The sequence below is a fragment of the Apibacter adventoris genome (assembly GCF_002964965.1).
Lineage (GTDB): Bacteria > Bacteroidota > Bacteroidia > Flavobacteriales > Weeksellaceae > Apibacter > Apibacter adventoris.
This window is the reverse complement of sequence record NZ_PSZN01000001.1, coordinates 154537-175003: the sequence shown is the minus strand read 5'-3', so window position 1 is coordinate 175003 and position 20467 is coordinate 154537. Positions and strand designations below refer to the sequence as shown.

Here is a 20467-nt window from a genome sequence, read left to right as displayed (position 1 = left end):
GAATATAAACCAGAAATAAATTATTCTTCAGGTAAGGCACGTAATTTTTTTATAGGTTTCATTAAAAAGAAAAATATAATATTAACAAATATAAGATTTATCCAGAAAAATAAATTAGGATAATTTCTAAAAATTGATTTATCTACAAATTTTGTGTAATATAAAATTAATGGAAGTATAGGAATTAACCAAATACTGAGATTAAGTATAACAGGAGATTTTCTCTTAGGTAAATGGTTTAATATCAGATTGGCTAAATAAATTATCATTATAATAAATAGTCCATACCAGAAAGAAATAACTAGCATTATTATAATAAATTCATCATCATAGTTAAATAATATATCAAAAAAAGCTACAGCTATTCCAAAAATAAAAATTAAAAGACCTGCTACCACCAGGCTTATTAACCAGGATTTACCGCTGGTTACTCTGAATGAGAACAAGGCGATAGATATAAATAAACTTATATATAAGGTTGTGCGTAATAATTGTTCAGTTTTACTTAATGAATTTTCTAAACAATTATCATTAATTTTTTGATAACCATTAATTAGATTATTATATTGTACATAGTATACATGTTTATTACTATACTCATAAACAGGTTTTTCGCGTTCGATATGATTTTGGGGATTAATTGGAAAATCAGGGTAATGATAAATTAAATCAAACCATTTATCAGCAGTTAGATTGGTTTCTAAATTATGTTTTTTTTGTAGATCAAGGTATTGTTGTATAAGTAATTTAATACTATCTTTTTTATCTTCAATTAACCATTGTCTTACAGTATTTAAATTTGTAGAATCAGCAAAGAAAAATGACCTAAAGGAGAAGGATTCACTTTCAGGATAATTTAACAGGGATGCAACTACGGAATCTTTATGTTCATTATTTGGATTTGCTACATCTGGCTCATCATAAGATGTCTCTGATTTAGGGATTAATATTCTGATTTTATCTAATATATTTACGCCTTTTACAAATTGTTTATAGGAGACCTGATTTTGTCGTCTTAATACAATTCCCTGATTATAAGAAAAACAATAAAGAGCATTAGCACTTACCAGAATAAAAATGAGAATCCACTCATAGTACAAAGAAATAGATTTTTTCGGATAAAAAGATTTAAAGGCATTATTTTTCAAGTAAAATATTAACCAAATTATGAATGTTAAAACAGATGTAAATCCGGCTATAAAGTATAATAAGTCCATATTTCGAAAAGAAGAATAATAATAATATGATGTTTCCTGGAAATCAATTTTTCCGGATATATATCCGAAGAAGAAAAACAAAAGATTAAGTCCTAAAATGGTAAGTCCTATAGGTAGAATTTTTATATTCCAAAGTAAAGGGTAATTAAGCAGTAAATATTTTTGAGTTTTTTTAAACATAATATTGTTATAAATAATTAGAAGTTAAATAAAGAAACGACGTGTAGAGTTGGAAATATCTCTAAAATATTTTATAGGAATATTTTCTTGAATAATTGTTTCTAAAAAATTTTTTATAGAGGTTTTTGCAGGAAAATTTGCTATATAAGTTCCACCATTGTAATGGAGTTTTATAAGATTTAATTGCTGGAATGTTTTATATAATTCTTCTTGATTCCACTCAGATTCAAACTCAATAATAAACTCATGTATTTTATTATCAATAGTTTCAGTCTTTAAATTTCTTTGTTCTCCATGTTTTAAGAATATAACCTGATCGGAAGTTTTCTCTACCTCATATAGTTGCTGGGAGCTTAGTACTATCCCTAATGGTCTGAATGGTGATTTGGCTATAGCTTTAAAGTCATCTAAAACAATTTGTTGTGCCATAATGTCTAGATTGGCTAAAGGCTCATCTATGAGTAATAATTTTGGCTTTCTTAGAAGCATACGGGCTAATTCAAAACGCATTTTATAACCGGAAGAAAGGTTTTTCCAACTTAGTTTTTTATAATCCCTAAGTCCCATACGGCTTAGAATTAAATCTGTTATTAATTCATTTTCTTCACTGGCTACTCCATAGCAAGAAGCAGTGAATCTTAAATTATCTAACATAGAGCCATACCAATTATTTGTTCTCTGTGGTATATATATAAGTTGAGTTCTCAAGTCATAAATGTCTGAATAGGTAAAATGATATTTAATTTCTCCTTCAGTAGGATTTAATTCTTTACATAAAGACCGTAATAGGGTAGTTTTCCCATTACCGTTTTCTCCTACTAGTCCTATAATTTCTCCTTCAGATATTTTTAAATTTATAGGTCCCAAAGCAAATGGAGATTTACTATATGACTTTTTTAAGTTATTGATTTCTAATAGACATTTTTGGCTTTTTATTTCTTTTTTGGATAAAAACTGGTGTAGTTCCTGGAGTATAGTAAGATATTTTTCTTTTTTTTCCTCTGTATTGGATTGGTTATAATCTACCCAAGCTAAAAGATTGTAAGTTTTTTTATAAAAAGAAAAGTCTTCCGTATCTAAGGTTAAATCTATAATTCTTTTAAGAGTAAAAGTGAAATCCTCAAATTGTAAAGAATGTAAAATTTTCTCGTATTGTTTTTCAAATAAATTCATGAAATTCTATAAAATAATTTATATATACATTAAAATAAATATTATTACTTATTTATGATGACAAATATAAATTTAATTTATGGGTTAATGGCAAAAAATTAAGATTTTGATAATTTATCTTTTTTAGATATAATAAAACCTTTAATGAAATTAAATAACAAATAAAAAAATAACATGGGCACCAAAAGTTGTGCAAATTCACTAAAAGAAAATTCAGCTCCTCGTGTAAATAGATTTTTAAAAAAAATATATAGATTTTTAGGAAATAGTAATATGGAATTTGGGTTTTTAATAATTACATAGTAAACAAATAATAAAATAATAGAATAACTAATCAACCCATAGAAAAATAAAAGAAAATCTTCTCCTTTCCATTTTTTTTGTTTTTTTGAAAAAATACTTAACACTTTTTTTCCTGCATGGCTCATAAGATTAGGTTTATTAATAATATCTGAAAAAATCCAATATCCATCGCTTCTTAAAAAAGGATTAAGATTATTAAGAGTTTTAATACATACAATTGAAGCTAATACAGCTAAGAATGAATTTTTTAAAATAAGCGTAGCAAAGACAACTATTAGAGAGCAAAAAATTAATTCAAAATACATGCCTGCTAAATTTACTACTATTCTTTGTTTTTTGGGTAGTCTCCATACATCTGTGACATCTGCATAATATACAGGGGTAAATAAGTAAAATCCTCCGCCTATTCCACCATGTTTTGCTCCAAAATAATTTGCAGAAGAAGCATGTCCTATCTCATGAAAAGTAGTACTCATAGCCATAAGGATAAAGAAATATATAAGACTGTTTCTCAAATTAAAAGAGGAATAAAGGTCAAAGTGGTAGTACAGGCAACTACCAATAATACCTATGCAAAGAATAATAACACAAATAGAAATTTTAGATTTAAACAAGAAACCAAAGAATGGTGTAATTTTTTTTAGTAAATTCTCATTAAATATTATAAAACTAAGATTTAAATATCCGGGTTTTTTATATTTTTTTAGATTTTCATTTTCACCTTCAAGTAATCCATAAGGTTGTAACTTTTTGTATAATAAATCGTGTACAAATTCCTCTGTGAGTTCTAAATCATATTCGTTGTTATAGGCAATTATAATATCATGAATACTCTTTTTTCCATCTATGAGACAAAGCAAGTCATAAACTTCATTAGATATTTTTACATAATGGTTTTGAATGGTATCATGAAGAAGATATTCACTCTTAGAAAAGTTAGTGAATTCAATATTGCCTGCAATTTTAGGAATTAAATGATCATCCATTTCACGAAATTTGTTATTTACAAAGTTACATAGATAATGCCTTTAAAACAAAAGCAGTAGTTAAAACTTTACTTTGATATGGTTGTCCGGCTTTAGGGCGAATAAAATCGACTGCGTTCCAACTTCCGTTTTTGTTTTGTGAAATAATTAAATATTTTTTCCCGGCGTTTATATATTTTTTATATACATCTTTATCAAATAGCTTTAAACATAGAAGAGCAAAGGAAGTATTTAAAGCATCTGATCCTGAATTATCCCCCCAACCTCCATCATGGTTTTGATTTTGAATAATAAAATTTATAGCCTGTTGTATTTCTTTTTTATATAGTTCTTTTTGAATAGATAAAGCTCTAAGGGCAGTATAGGTTCCATAATAGACACCATAATACCATCGGGCAGCCCAATAGCCTTCCTTTAATTGTGAACGGGCTACGTATTGTAAAGATATGTTTATTTGGCTCTTAAAAGATTCATCTTTGAGAAGATGTAAAGCGTATATAAAATTGGCTACTACCTCAATATCCGGGCCCGTTCCCCATAAAGTTTGGTTACAATACTCTTGTTTTTGTTGTATTTTTGTCTGATTTTTTCTAGGTATAATCCAAGTTTCAATTCCTCCATTAGCATCTGTTCTTTCTTCTAAAGCTATATTTATTGGTTTAGTACAGTATTTAGAAATTAAATGGGTTTTGTCAAACTTTATAAATACTTGTAAGATCTGAGCTAGATCATCTATATCCGAGGCAATTTCTTTTACATCCGGATAATAAGACCAACCCCCAACCTTGTCTTTCCGTCTTTTATTTATCCAATATATAGTCTCTTTTTCTATATAATCAGAAACATTTAAAGCATATTTATTAGCAATATGAAGCAAACAATCATCTAACATAGCCCTTTGAAAAACATCACTTACCTGTATAGGGGACGAATTGGTAAAACCTTGTTTTTTACTGAGATACATGATGTGTTGCAACTCTTGATAATTTTTTCGATAATCACTTTCAATAAAAGTCAATCCTTGGAAAATAGTTTTATTTCGCACATTAGAATAATTAAAGAAACTATTTTGAGATAGAGCAGATTGTTCCAATTCAATTTTCTTTTCCAGTATAAGTAAATAACCTTCCGTTTCATCCAAATAATTAGATATAGTATTTGCCATATCTGAAATAGTATTTTCCCATAAACTAGAAATAGAATATTTAACCAAAACAGCTTTTGCTTTTTTAAAATATTGTATAGAGTTTTTTAATATTTTTTGGCCTATTCCACGAATGAAAAAAAGTTTATTAAGAATCTGCGGAGATAATTTTCGTTCTTCTTCAGAAAGGGAAATATTTAATTGATATACTCCCCAGTTAAATTGCCCTTTGGTAAAATCTTCATAAAAGTCTTTCACATCATCATATAGTTGAAAGCCTATGGAAAAATAATAATGAGACTGGATAAGGGATTCATATAATTGTTTATTATTAGACCCGGAAAGAATATACATGCTATCAATAGCTATTTTTCCAAAAGCAGCCTTGAGATCTGCTAAATTTTTGTATTTGCTAAAAGAAACTGTAGATTTTTGTAGACTTAAATTTTTTTCAATACTAATAGCTTGCTGATATTCTTTTTTTCTTTGGTTCCAGGTTATCCAAAAAGTAGAATCAAGTCCAAATATATGTGTGAGTTTTTTTATAGCCTCTTCCTGAAAAGCTAGGGAATAGGTTAGCTTGGTTATATCATGATCATCAATAACTGCATCTAAAAACAATAAGGATTGATAGTATAAAAAACCCGCAGAAGACAGTTCTTTGACTAATTCAGAATCTATATTTGGAAAAAAGGCGGTGAATAATTTGGGGTAATATTCATAAAATTCAGGAGATTTAGTAGTACTCATATAATTTTTCTTAAATTAATTTAAATGAACAAATATTTATTAAAAACCATTTATCGGGAATAATTTTTCTGATAACAGTTGAATAAATCCTGCAACCCAAAAACCCTCAGCTTTTGTAACTCTTAACGGATTGTAAATATTTTGTTTATTATAAAAAGGATAATTAATATATATAATAGTTATTTTTTAAATTATTAAATTTTTATATTCTATAAAATAGCTAGTAATTAGAATCTTGTAAAAATAATAATAAATATTATTATTTGTCTATTTTTTTATAATAAATTACATATATATGCCTTTATTTTATTATATAAAATTATAATTGATTATTTTTTTATTTTTTTAATAAAAAAAATACTATAGTTTCTTTTATTTTTATATGTTTGGGATAAAGTCCACTTAGGGATATGCTGTAAAACTGCCTGTGTACTAAAAATTAATACAATTTATTACTACAGAAAGACTTTTAAAAAAGTGAAATATATATAAAGGTGAAATTTTATGTAGTGATTCAAATAACTTGAATTCCACTAAGGGTTAGAATAATTTAGAGTAATATTCATAGAATTTAGGAACAGGATTAGTTAACCTCATATAGTTAGCTTGAAAAATGTTATTATAAGTATGAAAGTTTATAATAAACTATTTGTTGGGAATAATTTTTCCGATAACAGTTGAATAAATCCTGCAACCCAAAAACCCTCAGCTTTTGTAACTCCTGACGGATTATATATATTTTGTTTATTATAAAAAGGATAATTAAAATAGTAGTTATTTTTTAAGTTATAATTTAAATCTTTTTGTTTTAAGTATTCGCTGTATAGAAGATTATTTTGGTAGATGTTGTTTAATTGTAGTATTTCCTGTGTATTAATAAAATTTTCAGGTAAAAAAGTAATTGATTCTTTTTGGGTCTGGGAAGAGATTTCTTGGCCATATATAATATGGAAAGAAAAAGCAATGAGTAAAATGAATAAGGTTTTCATGGCTTATTATTATTTAATTTCTGTAAATTCCTTTTCTTGCTCTGATAATAAAATGAAAGAATTATTTTTTTCTTTATCAGGAATGTTGTCAGTTATTTTTTTAGACAGGTCTATTTTATTTTTTAATCCTTTATGTTTTCCTTTATTAAAGGTAGAGAAATAAATTATTTGGTTAGAGGTAATAGGAATATTTTTTGTAGTGTTTTCTCTTGTATTGAATCCTTTAGAATTCATTTCTATGCTTGAAGGAATATATTTTCCTTTATTTTTTATAAAAGTATATTTCAATTCGGTATCGGTTGTATAAGTTTTATAAAGTGTGTTGTCTATTTTTTTCTCGGTATACGTATTTGCCTGTTGGGTTTTAATCTGTAAATAAGTAATGGCTTTATCCTTGGAATTATAGATCATCTCTCCCTGAATTTTTAGTTCTTCTTTTTCAATATAGTCAGACTCAAAAGTAATTTCGTATAGATCTTCTTCTATCTTACGGCAGGTAGAACTTAGCGGGGAATCTTCGGTAGCTTGTAAGATTCCGAAAATTTCACTGTTAAGAAAAAAACGGAAAATAAAATCGGAAGGGTTTATTTGTATATCTTGATTTTTGGTTTTATAATAGAGTATGGAATTTAAACTTATTTGAAAGAAAGAGTCCGGAGTTTTACTTTTAGAGAAATCAAACCCATTAAATAAGGTCCATATTTTCATTTGGGATATCAATAAATTATTTAGTTTGCCGTCTGAAAAAGCTTTTTGTTTTATAAGGCAATCATATTCAGAAGGGGAATCATAATATATTTTAGTGTAATTTTTTAAAATATCTTTAAAAATTTTGTTAGCAGAAAGCCCGTCAATTATTACTTCAGGTATAGTTTTTTCTATAGGTGTTAAGGTAATCAGATTAGATAAAGTTTCATTAACTATAATTATTTTCTGCTTATATAAAGGATGATAAACTAATAAACTATCTTTAAAAGTAGTTGGTATGGTTATATCTCCATCATCATTGGTGAAAAAGGTAATTTCTTTACCTCTCAATTCAACGTTGGCAATAGAAGCCTGGCTTTCGGAATCAATAATTTTATATTTATTTTGTGAATAAAGTAATAATTGAGTGGAAAATAAGATGAAAATAAATTCTAATTTCATTGTTTTAAATATTCGTATTCCACCTTATTTTGAATATTATTGTTAGGTATAACCTTATTGTTCTTATTTATTTGCTCATATACGGATTTTTTTAGATTTATCTCTTTTTTTAAAATATTACAGCCTGATAAGCAATAATCAGATACATGGAATTCCATATAGGATTTAATAGGAGTAGAAATAGTATTGTTTGAATAGTAACCTGTAAATTCACTATTTATCTTATTTAGTATGTATTTTCCATTAGAAGGTCGATAGTCAATTTGGAGGCTGCTGGTTTCTTGAAAGTAATAACCTTTATTTGTTGAGATTTTATTTGTAATATTTAGGTGGTTGGAAAACTGTAGTACAGCATAATTATCAACATTTATAATTATTTTTCTATAAGAATTATCTGATTCCTGTTCTTTTAAAAGAACTTCTATTACTGGTTGTACTCCAAAATTATTTTTATATGCTTTTATATAAGAATATTTGCTCAAACTATTTTTAAAAAGATTGATAAGTTTAGTGATTTCTATGCCGTCTTTCAGTAAGTTGAATAAAATGAAATTAAAAAAAGTAGTTGAAGAATCTTGTTTTTTAAAAGAATTATGATCTTCAATATAAAGCTTATTTTTCTTATCTTTATTACTTTCAAATTGTAAAACAGATTGTGAATATTTAGTTAATTTATTTTCATTAAAATTACCTTCTTTACATATGCCGGTGTAAAAAATATTATCTTCATAGTTTTTATGGATATTAGCAACTATGCTATCCAGAATTGCCTGTACTTTTAAGGGGGTAACAACTATCTCCGGAATGGTTTTATATTTATTTACCAAAGTAATATCTACTGGATTTTTTATTGTAGATACAGCAATTTTTTCAGTTTCATATCCTATCTTGTTTATCAATAAGGTATCATTTTTATAAAGGCTTATAGGAATTTCAAATCTCCCTTCTTGGTTAGAATTTGTGGATAAAGTGCTTTCTTTGTATCCAATTATGGTGTTATCTATAGGCTGGCACTCATTGTTGAGAATAATACCATGTATTTTATTGTTTTGGCTGTAACTTAATGAGTTGTAAAATAATAATAGTAATAAAATAATGTATTTCATGGTAGTACTTTTAAATATAAAATAGAGGACTAATTTTATGAATTAGCCCTCATATGATTTTAAAGGAGAATATTAACACCAGCTCCTCCATTAGGATCTGAATAATTACCTAATTTAACCCAACCCATTTCGTATCTTTTTTCCAATTCTTCAACTTTGAATTTTTCTAATACTAATTTTTCATTTGTTTTACTTGTACTTGTAGCTTTTGCGATTTGTTTTTTTTTATAGGATGTTTTTTTAATCATTAAATTTTTGAATTCTATAAAATTAGCTAATAGTTAGAACGTTGTAAAAATAATAATATAATTAATATTTTGCAATTTTTTTATGTAATAAATTATATATATGCTCTTATTTTATTATATATAAATATAATGAAGTGTTTTTTTTATTTTTTAATAAAAAAATATTATTTTTTCTTTTATTTTTATTTGTTTAGGATAAAGTTCTCTTGCGAATATGCTGTAAATAACCTTAGGAATAGTAATTTTTTAAATTTATTAATACGGGAAGATTTTTAAAAATGTGATATATATAAAAAGATTAAAAACTTTATATAGTTATTCAAATAACTTGAAATCTACTAAGGTTTGGGATAATTTAGGGTAAGATTCATAGAATTCAAAAGATTTAGCAGTGTTTATAGTTTTTTACATAATATTTATTTGCTTAATATGGCTTTATATTCTTTGTTATCTTGTAGTGAGTTTATAAATTTTTTCATCTCTTCAGTAAGCAATAACTGATTTTGTTTTTTCCAGAACTCCTCATTGTAAGCTCCCTCAATTTTAAAAATTTCTTTGGTTACAGAGGTGTTGGAAGTAATGTCTGAGGTAGTAGGATTGGAAAGTAGTAATTGATAATCTAAATCATATACAGTTCTTTTATTATTTCTGTCAAGTAATTCCACATTATATTTATAGACACAATTAGATTGAGTATATTTTTTTAAAGAGGAATTATAAGAATAGGAAACAGCTATATTGTAGTTCATGGTCCTCCATTTAAACCCGTATTTAGAAGTAAAAGGTAATCCGGAATTTCGATCGTTTTTAGAATGGTAATAAACGGAAAGTATAGCATTGTCTGTGTTGTTTATAATATAGAATCCTTCACGGGGGTTATTTATGTTTTCTTTAGCAGTAAAATAAATTTTAGTGTAAAGAGAATCAATATTTTCACCTTTATAAAAGTTGTAATTTTTACATTCAATTCCGATTAGTGTCGCTTGATAGAGTATTTCTTTTAAAGTTAATAAATTAACATATTCTATTTTATTACTTGAAAATACTTTTCCAGCTTTGCGTATATTGGATACCGAAGCTTTATATTTGTTTTTTTTAATTGTAGAGGTTAAGAATGATGTTTTTCTGTGGATTTGTCCTGTAAGGTCTACTATTCTAAGTAGTTCATTATTTTGTTTTATTGTTCCCCTGAGAAAAAAAGATTCTGAATAAGGGAATAAAACATAATTATTTTTCATTTCTTTAAAAGCTTCTTCCACTATAAGTTTTGGGCTTTTTACTACTATTTCGTCTATATCAGTCATTTCAAGTGGAGTTAGTGAAATAGTAGTATGGTCTTTTATATCAGAAATTTCTTTATCCTGATAGTATAAATGATTAAAATTTATAACTCCTCCAGTATAATACAGGTAATATTTTCCTTCAGAATTAGTAAAATTTTTATTAGAATCTAAGGTAGTTATTTCTACCCCTTCTATAGGTAACCCTGTATTTTTATCAATTACTTTCCCTGTAATAATAGTCTGTGTATAATTAAAAATACATAAAAGGGAAATAAGTATAGAAAATATGATTTTCATTAATTTTAATTTATATAAACTGTCCAAAATGTTTGTTTATCATATTTATAGTAATTATAATTTTTGATAAATTCTAATTTTGGACAGTTTTTGTATTTAACAAGTATTTAAACTATAATTGTATTAGAATTTATAATATTATTATTGGTTCTTCCGCCCCCTCTATTCCAATAGATATTTCGGTTTTCCCCCAACCCATTTCGTATCTTTTTTCCAATTCTTCAACTTTGAATTTTTCTAATACTAATTTTTCATTTGTTTTACTTGTACTTGTAGCTTTTGCGTTTTGTTTTTTTTTCATAAGATGTTTTTTTAATCATTAAATTTTTGAATTCTATAAATTAGCTAATAGTTAGAACGCTGTAAAAATAATAATATAATTAATATTTTGCAATTTTTTTTATGTAATAAATTATATATATGCTTTTATTTTATTATATATAAATATAATGAAGTGTTTTTTTTATTTTTTAATAAAAAAAATATTATTTTTTCTTTTATTTTTATTTGTTTAGGATAAAGTTCTCTTTCGAATATGTTGTAAATTACCTGAGGAATAGTAATTATTTCAAATTTATTAATACAGAAAGACCTTTCAAAAAGTGATTTAGATAAAAAAAATAAAAATTTTATATAGTTATTCAAATAACTTAGAATCTATGAAGGTAATATTTGTAAAGCTCAGAGATTTTGAATTTAGATTTATTCAAGAGTTATTAAAAAAAACACTTAAAGTTATATTATAATAACTAAATTATGTAGAATAAGAGCATGTATAAGAAGATAAAATAAAGAAAAAAGAGACCTTGATCTCTTTTTTCTTTATTTGTTAATTAAGATAAATAATTATCTATTCACGCCCCAGCTAGCGCTACCTTTTCCATTACCCCAGCTAACGTCTCCTTTATCTCCATCAACGTGTACGCTTCCGCTACCCCAATCTACATTAACAGTGTACCAGCCCATTTCGTAACGTTTTTCTAATTCTTCAACTTGGAATTTTTTTACTAATTGAGCTTCTTTTTCTTTTTTGTTTAAATTTTTCATAATGAACTTTTTTTTAAGTTATAAAATTTAGTTTTTTATCATTTAAATGATGATATTTTCCAAATATACAAAAAAACATTAATTAGAAATATTTTTTCTGATAATTTATTTTAAATAAAAAAATGTTTTTGTTGTTTTATGTGTATTATTGTACAATTACTCCTAATATTATATGCTTCCTCTGGATTTTAGTTCTAAATATTTATTAATTGTATTAACGGTTAAATTTTGAGGCTCAGTTAAAATAGATTGAATACCATGTTTTTTTAGTTCATGAACAATTAGATTCTTATCAAATTCAAATTTTTCTGCTATTACTTTTTGATAAATTTGTCTGGTATTTAGAGCTTCTTTTTCAATTAGTTTTTTTAATTCTACATTTTTAAAGAAAATTACTATAAGCAAATGATTTTTTGCAATAGCTCTTAAATAGGGTAATTGTCTATGTAAAGAATCTAAGTTTTCAAAATTTGTATAAAGTAAAAGTAAGCTTCTATGGTAAATTTTTCTTTTAATATCAATATATAATCTTTCGAAATCACTTTCAGCATAATCTGTTTTTATATTATATAAGGTTTCTAGGATCTTATACATTTGAGATTTTTTTCTATCAGCCACAATACGGTTTTCAACTTTTTCCGAGAAAGTAAACATTCCTGCCTTATCATTTTTTTGTAAGACTACGTTAGAGATAACCAAGCTTGAATTAATGGCATAATCTAGTAAAGACAATTCATTAAAAGGCATCATCATAATCCGACCTTTATCAATCATGGAATAAACAGTTTGAGATTTTTCATCTTGAAATTGGTTTACCATTAAAGTATTTCTCTTTGCTGTAGCTTTCCAATTAAGATTTCTTATATCATCCCCTATAATATAATCCCTGATTTGCTCAAATTCCATGGTATTTCCAATTTTACGTATTTTTTTCAAACCGTATTCATGTAATCGATTAGTAAATGCATGAAGATCATATTTGTGAAGTTGCAAAAAGGAGGGGTAAACCACAATATTTTTTTTATCGGAAAAAATATAGCGTCTTTTTACTAAACCTAAAATGCTAGTAACATATACATTTAGTTTTCCATATTGATAAACTCCACGTTTTGTAGGACGAAGGGTATATAGATAATCTTTAGTTTCAGCCGGTTTTAAATTTACTTTAAATAAAAAATCACGTATCTGAAACTGAAAAGGTATTTCGTCAATTACATTTAAATGTATAGGGAATTTATATAAGTTTTTGAAAGTTATCGAAACAGGATTTTCGTCACCATTACTGAATTTTTCAGGTAAAATTCTTTGGGCATTAACTCCTTCATTTACTAGATATAAAAGCATAATATCGGCAATAATAGCAAGAATGAATAATAAGAAAAGGAATTTTAACAATATGAATAATGGAGAAAAAAGATAAGAAAATACAAAAGCAATTATAAATCCTAATATAATTAAGAATAACCGCTGCGAAAGGAATAAAGATTTAATGAAATTCAGCACAATTATCTAGGTATTTCAATTCCTTCAATGATTCGTTTCATTAACACAGATGTTGTAAGTCCTTCCATTTCCCTTTCAGGGGTCAAAATTACTCTATGTTTTAAAATATAAGGAGCTATATATTTAATATCGTCAGGAGTAATAAAGTCTTTTCCCTGTAATGCTGCATAAGCTTTTGAAGCTTTCAGTATGGCTATGGAAGCCCTTGGAGAAGCGCCTAAATATAGATTTGCATTATTACGGGTAGAAGTAACAATTTTTGCTATATACTCAATTAAAGTATCTTCAACATGAATAAGCTGGACAAGATCTTGATAACGTACTATCTCTTCTTCAGAAATTACAGGATTAACAATTTCTTCTTCTTTTTGAGATTTTAAATGATTGTGTTTTTTTATAATTTCAATTTCTTCTTCTAATTTAGGATAGTCAATTTCAATTTTAAATAAAAAACGGTCTAATTGGGCTTCAGGTAAACGGTAAGTACCTTCCTGTTCTACCGGGTTTTGAGTAGCAAGAATTGTAAAAGGGCGCTGAAAAACATGCGAAATACCATCTATCGTAATTTGTCTTTCTGCCATAACTTCAAATAAAGCAGCTTGCGTTTTAGCAGGGGCACGATTTATTTCATCAATTAAAACAATATTAGAGAAAACTGGTCCTTTTTTAAATTCAAAATCAGTAAGTTTTTCATTAAATATAGATGTTCCAATTACATCTGAAGGCATAAGATCTGGGGTGAACTGTATTCTGCTGTATGGAGCAGATATGGTTTTAGCTATAAGTTTTGCCATAATGGTTTTAGCAACTCCGGGAACCCCTTCTATTAACACATGTCCATCTGATAATATAGCTGTAAGGATAAGGTCTATAGAAACCTCCTGCCCGACAATAATTTTTTTAATTTCTTCGCGAATTTTATTAGCTGCAATTTTTAAAGCAGACAAGTCAACTCGACTTTCATATTGTAAGTTTTCGTTATCCATCAATTAATATTTTTATAAAATAAGTCTATGGTTCTATTAACAAGTTTTAAATCTTCTTCAGTGGATATATCTGAATTTAGATTTTTTTGAATTAAAGATACAATTTTATCGGTAATTTCTTTAGGTACTCCAGATTTTAGATGAAGTAAGTCAGAAAACTCTGTATTGATTTTTTCAATATTCATATAATAATGTTCTTTAACGTAGTATAAAAAGTATTTAATTTTTTTATTGATAATATCCTTATGTTCTTTATTATTATAATATAAATTACCTATAGTTTGTGTAAATTCTACCGTTGTATTTTTTAAAGGTTTTATAATAGGAATAATCCTTTGCGTTCTTTTTCCAAAAAAAAGGCTATATAAAACAAAACTACATAATAGTATTACCCATGCCCAATGTAACGGGGGATTATTAAAAATATACATAAGAATTCCATCAGGAGGGGTATGTATTGTTTTTTTATTTTCTTCCCAAAGAATAGTATTTTTATTTATATAGTTTAAAGAATTTACGGCATACATATAGTTTTTATCTTTAAGCATAAAATAATTAGAATATGCCTCGGGGAATAATTGAATATAAAAATATCCTTCTCCGTATTTTTGTTTAATAAAATTTGTTTTAGTTTCAATACCCATATGGTATTGCCCTAAAATTACGGAGTTCATACTGTCTATTTTTGAAAAATATGCATATTGTTCAACTTTTTCAAATTTATAACGTGGATTGGAAAACGAAGGGTTTACAAGACTTAGTTCCACATTAGAGAAATCGTTTTTTAGTAAATAATAAGAAGATTCTATTTTTAAATGTAATGAATCCAGGATAGGAGTGGGAATAAAAGTAGAAACTATGAAGACATCATTTCCTTGTTCTACAAAATCTAAAAGGTATTCTGTATCGGTTTCAGAGAGTGTGGAGTTTTGATTAATAATAAAAAAAACATCAGATTCCGTTCTATTGTTAGAACTAAGGTATGAAGAAATACTTTGTTCTATTCGTTTCTTGTTTTTTTCAGGGAATAATTGAGTCAATTCATTATAAGCTATATAAGTCCCAAAAGGAATTTTATCTTTAGACGAGTAAGTAGGTGTCCAAATTATAGGATTAGGTTTTGTGTATTCAAGGTACATTAAAAAACCTATAACTACTATAAAAATTCCTATATATATTTTTAGTGTTCTAGACAATTTGGTTTTTTTATAATTTTGAAATTAATTGTTGAATTTTTTTAAACTTGATTTCAGCTAAACTAAAATCCGATTGTTTTGCAATATGATCTCCATACCAACAATAATCAAAAACAAAAGAAACATCTTTAAAAAGATTTTTCAAATCCGGATTATTAATCTCATAAAAATATTCATAATTAGTTTTTTGGTATTCATAGTTAATTAGTTTTTGTACAGAAAGGGTTTTAAGAATTTTTAAATAATAAAAACGAATAGCTAATCGATAATTTTGTTCGTTTACTGCATTGGCAATTAGTAGATCAAAATCAACCGAATTTATATTTTTTTCTACCTCTTCAACAGAGATTTTATTTTTATCATTTCTTCCTATAACAGTTTTAAATTTTTTATAAAAAAATAATATTCCTAAAATAATTAATACCCCTAAAAGAATAAATGAGATTATCCATATTATTTTTCTGCCTGAAAGAGTTTCGGCTCGTAAATTAAAGTTGAAAAATTGATTTAAAAAATCGATAATCTTTTTGGATATAAAAGATAAAAAACGTGAAAATAAATTAGGTTCTTGAATAGGAGCTTCATATATAAAATCTTTTTCAGTATATACTTCGGAAGGTTTATTAGGTAGATTTTTAGGCTGTAAATGAGAAGAATCATAAATTACGTTTACTTTTGCTGACAATTTGAAAATTGTAACAAAAAACAAAAGTGCAATATATTTTATTCTTTTCATTTATCTTTTCAAATCTGATGAATTATCATAACCTTCAGTTTTACCAATATTTTCTATTTGTGTATTTGTAGCTATTCCTGTTCTGTTTTCTATAGTACTATAATAAAAGATAGAAAGTCCTATATAGTATATAGAATAAGCTACATAACCAATCGCTGCTCCTAAGCCGGTTAAAGCACTGCCTAATAAACTAATAAATGAATTACCAGATGAATTTTGGTTTGCAAAACCCATAAATATATTAAAGTAAATAAGTATAGTCCCTGGTAATTGAAATATGTAAGTAAATAGAGAAGTTATAAGCCCCATAAGAAATATAAATAAAAAAATATTCCAAAAAATACCTTGAGTAAATTTATAGCTTAACTTAAAAGATTCAAAAATTCCTTTATCTTCTAATATAATAAATGCTTGGGCAAATATCAGCTTTATATATAAATAAAACAGTCCGAATATAAAAATAATAAAAAACAAAAAAGTAAATATAGCTCCAATAGGTCCCATAATCAACGGAAAAAAGCATACAGCATAGGCAATAATAGTAGCTAATAACAAAATAAATTGTGAGCCAATAACTTTTCCAAAATATTTTTTAGTTTGTATCCACAAAATAGGAGTAGAAATTTCTTCATTATTTTTATATAATTTTATATAACATAAACTAACAGTATATACTAAGCTCATTGCTAAAAAAGCTGATAATGAAAAGAATAGTACATTAGGAATTATTGATAAAAACATATCAGAATAATCATTTGAAACATAAGAGTTTTCATTTATCTCTTGGGTTATATTTGTAAGTATAAGGTTAAAATAACTATTAAAAAATAAAACACTACAAATACCGTATACCAGTAAAATCGGAGCACATATATAAAATAGCCCCGTAAAAAGAGATTTAAAGTTAGCTTTAGTAAACGAAAAAGTATCAGAAAGTAAGCTGCTGATATCCCGAACTTTCAATAGTTCAATTTTTTGAGATTTGTTCATAGGAATTAAATTTTTTATGTAATTTTTTTGGATAGATAATATAATAAAAAACAATAATGCACAAAGAGATAATTATAATTCCTATAGCTATAGGAATAGGCATTAAAGAATAGCGGGTGACAAAACTTTCTAAAAAACCGGCACAAATAAAGAACGGAACTGTACTGAAACAAATTTTCATACCGTCTCCAAACCCTTTTTGAACGGATTGTAATCGAGTAAAGGTATTAGGGAATAAAACACTTTTTCCCAAGATAATTCCGGCAGCTCCACAAACAATAATTACAAATATTTCAAAAACACCATGTATCCATAAAATAGAATTTGCTCTGGCACCTACCCCTTGTTGAATTAAGAACCCATCAAAAGAACCTATCATTTCACCATTATTAAATAACATGAATATAGGGAAGATAGGAGTGAGAATTCCACTTACAAAAGCTATAAATCCTACTTTAATATTATTGAATGTAATAACGATAAAATCAACTATAGCAAAACCATTATGATACACCGCAAGAGGATCTCCTTTTTCAATATTTGATAATGTCTTATCTACATATTCATCTCCCATAATTATCCTTACAAAATCCATGTTTTGATAAACAGAAAATAGACCTATTCCGAAGGAAATAAAAAATATAATAAAAGAAAATAGTAAGTCTTTCTGGTAGTTTCCAATAAGTAAAGGAATTTCATATTTCCAAAAAGTAATAATACGATTAGAACTTTCTTTTTTATTTTTATAAATAGAAAGATGAGCTTTACGAGCAAGATCATTTAAATAGAGGGTGGTTTTACTTTTAGGATAATAAGTTTGTGCATAACTTAAATCATTTACCAATTGAAGATATAAATCGGCTAATTTATCAGGGATAAGAACATTACTTTTTGTCAAAGACTTTTCAAAGCTGATCCAGCGTTCCTTGTTTTTTTTTATGAAGGCTGCCTCTCTCATGAAAAAATATTACTTTTGTGCAATATTACAAAAAAACATGAGAATATGGAGGGTGTTCATATTAATACATCACAAAACGTTCATATTGATTATAAACTTGCACCTATAGGTAACAGAATAGCAGCAAGATTATTAGATTGGATGTTTTGCTTTATATATTTAGTAATTTTATTTATAATTGTTTTTGTTATAATCAATAATGATAATGATCTGAGTAATATAAAAGATAAAAGATTAATTTTTGTTCTTTGTACTATAATTATTTTACCGGTAGTTTTTTATTCTTTATGGGCTCCTTATTTTATGCAGGGACAAACTTTTGGTAAGAAAATTCTAAAAATAAAGATTGTTAAAGCTGATGGGGCGGAAGCAACCTTTGGAACATATTTTATTCGTTGGTTGTTAAATATGGTGGATTCTATATTTTATTCTAGTGTCGGATTAATAACTATGGCATCTACAGAAAAAAGACAAAGAGTTGCAGATTTAGTTGCCCATACGGTAGTAATAACTACTAGGCAACAAATAAATTTTGATCAAACAATACTCTATAATTTAGAAGAAAATTATCAGCCCATATTTTCACAAGTTTTACAATTGTCAGATAAAGATGTTCAAATTATTAGATCTTCTTTAGATTTTGCAAAAAAAAATAGAGATTATGAATTAATTAAAAAACTTAGGAATAAAATAGAATCTGTGATAAATGAATATAAATCGGAAATGTCTGATGTAGATTATGTAGATACGGTTATCAAAGATTATCAGTATTTTTCACAACAATAAAAATAAGTCATTCACTTTTTAGTAAATTATATTTTAACTTTGTAAGAAAATAGTATGTTAAAAGCTGGGTTAGTCGGAGCAGGACATTTAGGGAAAATACATTTAAAGTTATTAGATCAATCCTCTAAATATGAACTGGTAGGTTTTCATGATATAGATGTAGAAAATGGAAGAAGACTTGAAGCAGAGTTTGGATATAAGTATTTTGATAATTTTGAGGAATTGCTTGCTTCAATTGAAATTTTGGATATTGTAACTCCCACTTTTGCTCATTTTGAATATGCAAAGAAAGCAATTATTTCAGGGAAACATTTTTTTATAGAAAAACCTATAACTAATACTTTAGCTGAAGCGGAAGAAATAATTAAATTATCAAAAGAATTTAAAGTAAAAGGTCAAGTTGGACATGTAGAGCGATTTAATCCGGCATTTATTGCCTGTAAGCCTTATATCATAAATCCCATGTTCTTAGAAATTCATAGATTGGCAGAGTTTAATCCAAGGGGAACGGATGTTCCTGTTGTTTTAGATCTTATGATCCATGATTTAGATATAGTTCTTTCAGTAATACAATCCAAAGTAAAAGAAATACATGCGAGTGGGGTAGCTGTAGTAAGTAAAACTCCGGATATTGCAAATGCCAGAATAGAGTTTGAAAACGGTTGTGTTGCTAATGTAACAACCAGTAGAATTTCTATGAAAAATATGAGGAAAAGCAGATTTTTTCAAAAAGATGCCTATATTTCTATCGATTTTTTAGCTAAAAAAGCTGAAATAATTAAGATGAATGAAGCTCCAGAGAAAGAACAGCCTTTTGATATGATTATAGAAAATGCTGAAGGTGAAAAAAAACAAATTATATTTCAATACCCTGAAATTCATAATAATAATGCTATATTAGATGAATTAGAATCATTGGCAGATTCTATTGAACATCAGACACCAATAAAAGTGAGTTTAACTCAAGGCAAAGAAGCGTTAAGAATTGCTCTAGAAGTAATGAGGCAGATTGAACATAAGTTATCTTTAAACAAAGTAGATTAAATAAAGATATCAAATAAAAATTATTTATTTTTTCAAATGGTTGTGAGATATGAAAGATCGAGAGGAAAATGAAAAATTACTGGCAGATGAACATCCAGATAATTATTTAGCATTTGCTATTTTATGTACAGTAGTTTGTTTTGCTCCGGTAGGAATTTTTGCTTTATTTTATTCATTACGCGTAAATCAATATTGGGCAAGCGGGAATATTTTAAAGGCTCGTAGAGCTTCTATTATTACACGAATTATTTGTGTTTGGACAATAATAGCAGGAATTATATTTTGGATTGGTATTTTATTTGGTGCTTCTTATAATATATTTGGACATAAGCCATTAAGGCATTAATACAACTAAAATTACATTTGCATTTAAAATATCTTCCCTTTTTATTAAAA

19 protein-coding genes are annotated in these 20467 nt (G+C 26.4%); 3 read left to right on the top strand and 16 right to left on the bottom strand.

Annotated features, from left to right (window positions below; genetic code table 11):
• Nucleotides 1–20 precede the first annotated feature (20 nt).
• The 16 genes from C4S76_RS00765 to C4S76_RS00685 form a co-directional block, all read right to left on the bottom strand.
• The gene (locus C4S76_RS00765) at nt 21–1397 is read right to left on the bottom strand and encodes a hypothetical protein (RefSeq protein ID WP_105191681.1); all 1377 of its coding nucleotides are present in this window, start codon (nt 1395–1397) and stop codon (nt 21–23) included.
• A 24-nt stretch (nt 1398–1421) separates the two neighbouring features.
• Nucleotides 1422–2570, bottom strand: a complete 1149-nt coding sequence (locus C4S76_RS00760) for an ABC transporter ATP-binding protein (protein ID WP_105191679.1) — start codon at nt 2568–2570, stop codon at nt 1422–1424.
• A gap of 98 nt (nt 2571–2668) precedes the next feature.
• Nucleotides 2669–3859 (bottom strand): zinc metalloprotease, encoded by a 1191-nt coding sequence (locus tag C4S76_RS00755; RefSeq protein WP_245915764.1) that lies wholly within the window; start codon nt 3857–3859, stop codon nt 2669–2671.
• A gap of 25 nt (nt 3860–3884) precedes the next feature.
• Nucleotides 3885–5753 carry a prenyltransferase/squalene oxidase repeat-containing protein gene (locus tag C4S76_RS11700; protein ID WP_181044009.1) on the bottom strand — a complete coding sequence of 623 codons (1869 nt, stop codon included), beginning with the start codon at nt 5751–5753 and terminating at the stop codon, nt 3885–3887.
• A gap of 635 nt (nt 5754–6388) precedes the next feature.
• Nucleotides 6389–6742, bottom strand: coding sequence for a hypothetical protein (locus tag C4S76_RS00745; RefSeq protein ID WP_105191677.1), 354 nt, complete (start codon nt 6740–6742; stop codon nt 6389–6391).
• Between the two features lie 9 nt (nt 6743–6751).
• Entirely contained in the window at nt 6752–7891 is a 1140-nt protein-coding gene (locus tag C4S76_RS00740) for a hypothetical protein (RefSeq protein WP_105191675.1), read from the bottom strand.
• A complete protein-coding gene (locus C4S76_RS00735; protein ID WP_105191673.1) occupies nt 7888–8997 on the bottom strand; it encodes a peptidase associated/transthyretin-like domain-containing protein in 1110 nt (369 codons plus the stop codon). Before C4S76_RS00735 ends, C4S76_RS00740 begins: the two co-directional genes overlap by 4 nt.
• Nucleotides 8998–9056: 59 nt before the next feature.
• Nucleotides 9057–9245 carry a hypothetical protein gene (locus tag C4S76_RS00730; protein WP_105191672.1) on the bottom strand — a complete coding sequence of 63 codons (189 nt, stop codon included), beginning with the start codon at nt 9243–9245 and terminating at the stop codon, nt 9057–9059.
• Nucleotides 9246–9661: 416 nt separating this feature from the next.
• Nucleotides 9662–10825 carry a peptidase associated/transthyretin-like domain-containing protein gene (locus C4S76_RS00725; RefSeq protein ID WP_105191670.1) on the bottom strand — a complete coding sequence of 388 codons (1164 nt, stop codon included), beginning with the start codon at nt 10823–10825 and terminating at the stop codon, nt 9662–9664.
• Nucleotides 10826–10955: 130 nt separating this feature from the next.
• Nucleotides 10956–11126: a hypothetical protein gene (locus C4S76_RS11695; protein ID WP_181044008.1), complete on the bottom strand. Its 171-nt coding sequence runs from the start codon at nt 11124–11126 to the stop codon at nt 10956–10958.
• Nucleotides 11127–12040: 914 nt separating this feature from the next.
• Entirely contained in the window at nt 12041–13216 is a 1176-nt protein-coding gene (locus C4S76_RS00710) for a DUF58 domain-containing protein (RefSeq protein ID WP_245915763.1), read from the bottom strand.
• A gap of 161 nt (nt 13217–13377) precedes the next feature.
• Entirely contained in the window at nt 13378–14361 is a 984-nt protein-coding gene (locus tag C4S76_RS00705; RefSeq protein ID WP_105191664.1) for an AAA family ATPase, read from the bottom strand.
• Nucleotides 14361–15557, bottom strand: coding sequence for a DUF4350 domain-containing protein (locus tag C4S76_RS00700; protein ID WP_146105651.1), 1197 nt, complete (start codon nt 15555–15557; stop codon nt 14361–14363). Before C4S76_RS00700 ends, C4S76_RS00705 begins: the two co-directional genes overlap by 1 nt.
• Before the next feature lie 10 nt (nt 15558–15567).
• Nucleotides 15568–16293, bottom strand: coding sequence for a hypothetical protein (locus C4S76_RS00695; RefSeq protein ID WP_105191660.1), 726 nt, complete (start codon nt 16291–16293; stop codon nt 15568–15570).
• A complete protein-coding gene (locus C4S76_RS00690) occupies nt 16294–17283 on the bottom strand; it encodes a hypothetical protein (protein ID WP_105191658.1) in 990 nt (329 codons plus the stop codon). It lies immediately after the preceding gene.
• Nucleotides 17261–18241 carry a stage II sporulation protein M gene (locus C4S76_RS00685; RefSeq protein WP_105191656.1) on the bottom strand — a complete coding sequence of 327 codons (981 nt, stop codon included), beginning with the start codon at nt 18239–18241 and terminating at the stop codon, nt 17261–17263. The genes C4S76_RS00690 and C4S76_RS00685 overlap by 23 nt, the downstream gene beginning before the upstream one ends.
• A 45-nt stretch (nt 18242–18286) precedes the next feature.
• Between C4S76_RS00685 and C4S76_RS00680 the strand changes: the two genes are divergently transcribed.
• From C4S76_RS00680 to C4S76_RS00670, 3 genes are read left to right on the top strand one after another with little or no spacing between them, the layout of a single operon-like run.
• Nucleotides 18287–19027 (top strand): RDD family protein, encoded by a 741-nt coding sequence (locus C4S76_RS00680; protein ID WP_105191654.1) that lies wholly within the window; start codon nt 18287–18289, stop codon nt 19025–19027.
• Nucleotides 19028–19081: 54 nt separating this feature from the next.
• Nucleotides 19082–20071 carry a Gfo/Idh/MocA family oxidoreductase gene (locus C4S76_RS00675; protein ID WP_105191652.1) on the top strand — a complete coding sequence of 330 codons (990 nt, stop codon included), beginning with the start codon at nt 19082–19084 and terminating at the stop codon, nt 20069–20071.
• Nucleotides 20072–20120: 49 nt separating this feature from the next.
• Entirely contained in the window at nt 20121–20417 is a 297-nt protein-coding gene (locus C4S76_RS00670) for a CD225/dispanin family protein (RefSeq protein WP_105191650.1), read from the top strand.
• Nucleotides 20418–20467 lie beyond the last annotated feature (50 nt).

What these genes read in the sequence shown, in the direction of transcription:
- C4S76_RS00765 (WP_105191681.1), bottom strand. Translation starts at nt 1,397, where the DNA reads ATGTTTAAAAAAACTCAAAAATATTTACTGCTTAATTACCCTTTACTT.
- C4S76_RS00760 (WP_105191679.1), bottom strand. Translation starts at nt 2,570, where the DNA reads ATGAATTTATTTGAAAAACAATACGAGAAAATTTTACATTCTTTACAA.
- C4S76_RS00755 (WP_245915764.1), bottom strand. Translation starts at nt 3,859, where the DNA reads ATGGATGATCATTTAATTCCTAAAATTGCAGGCAATATTGAATTCACT.
- C4S76_RS11700 (WP_181044009.1), bottom strand. Translation starts at nt 5,753, where the DNA reads ATGAGTACTACTAAATCTCCTGAATTTTATGAATATTACCCCAAATTA.
- C4S76_RS00745 (WP_105191677.1), bottom strand. Translation starts at nt 6,742, where the DNA reads ATGAAAACCTTATTCATTTTACTCATTGCTTTTTCTTTCCATATTATA.
- C4S76_RS00740 (WP_105191675.1), bottom strand. Translation starts at nt 7,891, where the DNA reads ATGAAATTAGAATTTATTTTCATCTTATTTTCCACTCAATTATTACTT.
- C4S76_RS00735 (WP_105191673.1), bottom strand. Translation starts at nt 8,997, where the DNA reads ATGAAATACATTATTTTATTACTATTATTATTTTACAACTCATTAAGT.
- C4S76_RS00730 (WP_105191672.1), bottom strand. Translation starts at nt 9,245, where the DNA reads ATGATTAAAAAAACATCCTATAAAAAAAAACAAATCGCAAAAGCTACA.
- C4S76_RS00725 (WP_105191670.1), bottom strand. Translation starts at nt 10,825, where the DNA reads ATGAAAATCATATTTTCTATACTTATTTCCCTTTTATGTATTTTTAAT.
- C4S76_RS11695 (WP_181044008.1), bottom strand. Translation starts at nt 11,126, where the DNA reads ATGAAAAAAAAACAAAACGCAAAAGCTACAAGTACAAGTAAAACAAAT.
- C4S76_RS00710 (WP_245915763.1), bottom strand. Translation starts at nt 13,216, where the DNA reads ATGCTTTTATATCTAGTAAATGAAGGAGTTAATGCCCAAAGAATTTTA.
- C4S76_RS00705 (WP_105191664.1), bottom strand. Translation starts at nt 14,361, where the DNA reads ATGGATAACGAAAACTTACAATATGAAAGTCGAGTTGACTTGTCTGCT.
- C4S76_RS00695 (WP_105191660.1), bottom strand. Translation starts at nt 16,293, where the DNA reads ATGAAAAGAATAAAATATATTGCACTTTTGTTTTTTGTTACAATTTTC.
- C4S76_RS00690 (WP_105191658.1), bottom strand. Translation starts at nt 17,283, where the DNA reads ATGAACAAATCTCAAAAAATTGAACTATTGAAAGTTCGGGATATCAGC.
- C4S76_RS00685 (WP_105191656.1), bottom strand. Translation starts at nt 18,241, where the DNA reads ATGAGAGAGGCAGCCTTCATAAAAAAAAACAAGGAACGCTGGATCAGC.
- C4S76_RS00680 (WP_105191654.1), top strand. Translation starts at nt 18,287, where the DNA reads ATGGAGGGTGTTCATATTAATACATCACAAAACGTTCATATTGATTAT.
- C4S76_RS00675 (WP_105191652.1), top strand. Translation starts at nt 19,082, where the DNA reads ATGTTAAAAGCTGGGTTAGTCGGAGCAGGACATTTAGGGAAAATACAT.
- C4S76_RS00670 (WP_105191650.1), top strand. Translation starts at nt 20,121, where the DNA reads ATGAAAGATCGAGAGGAAAATGAAAAATTACTGGCAGATGAACATCCA.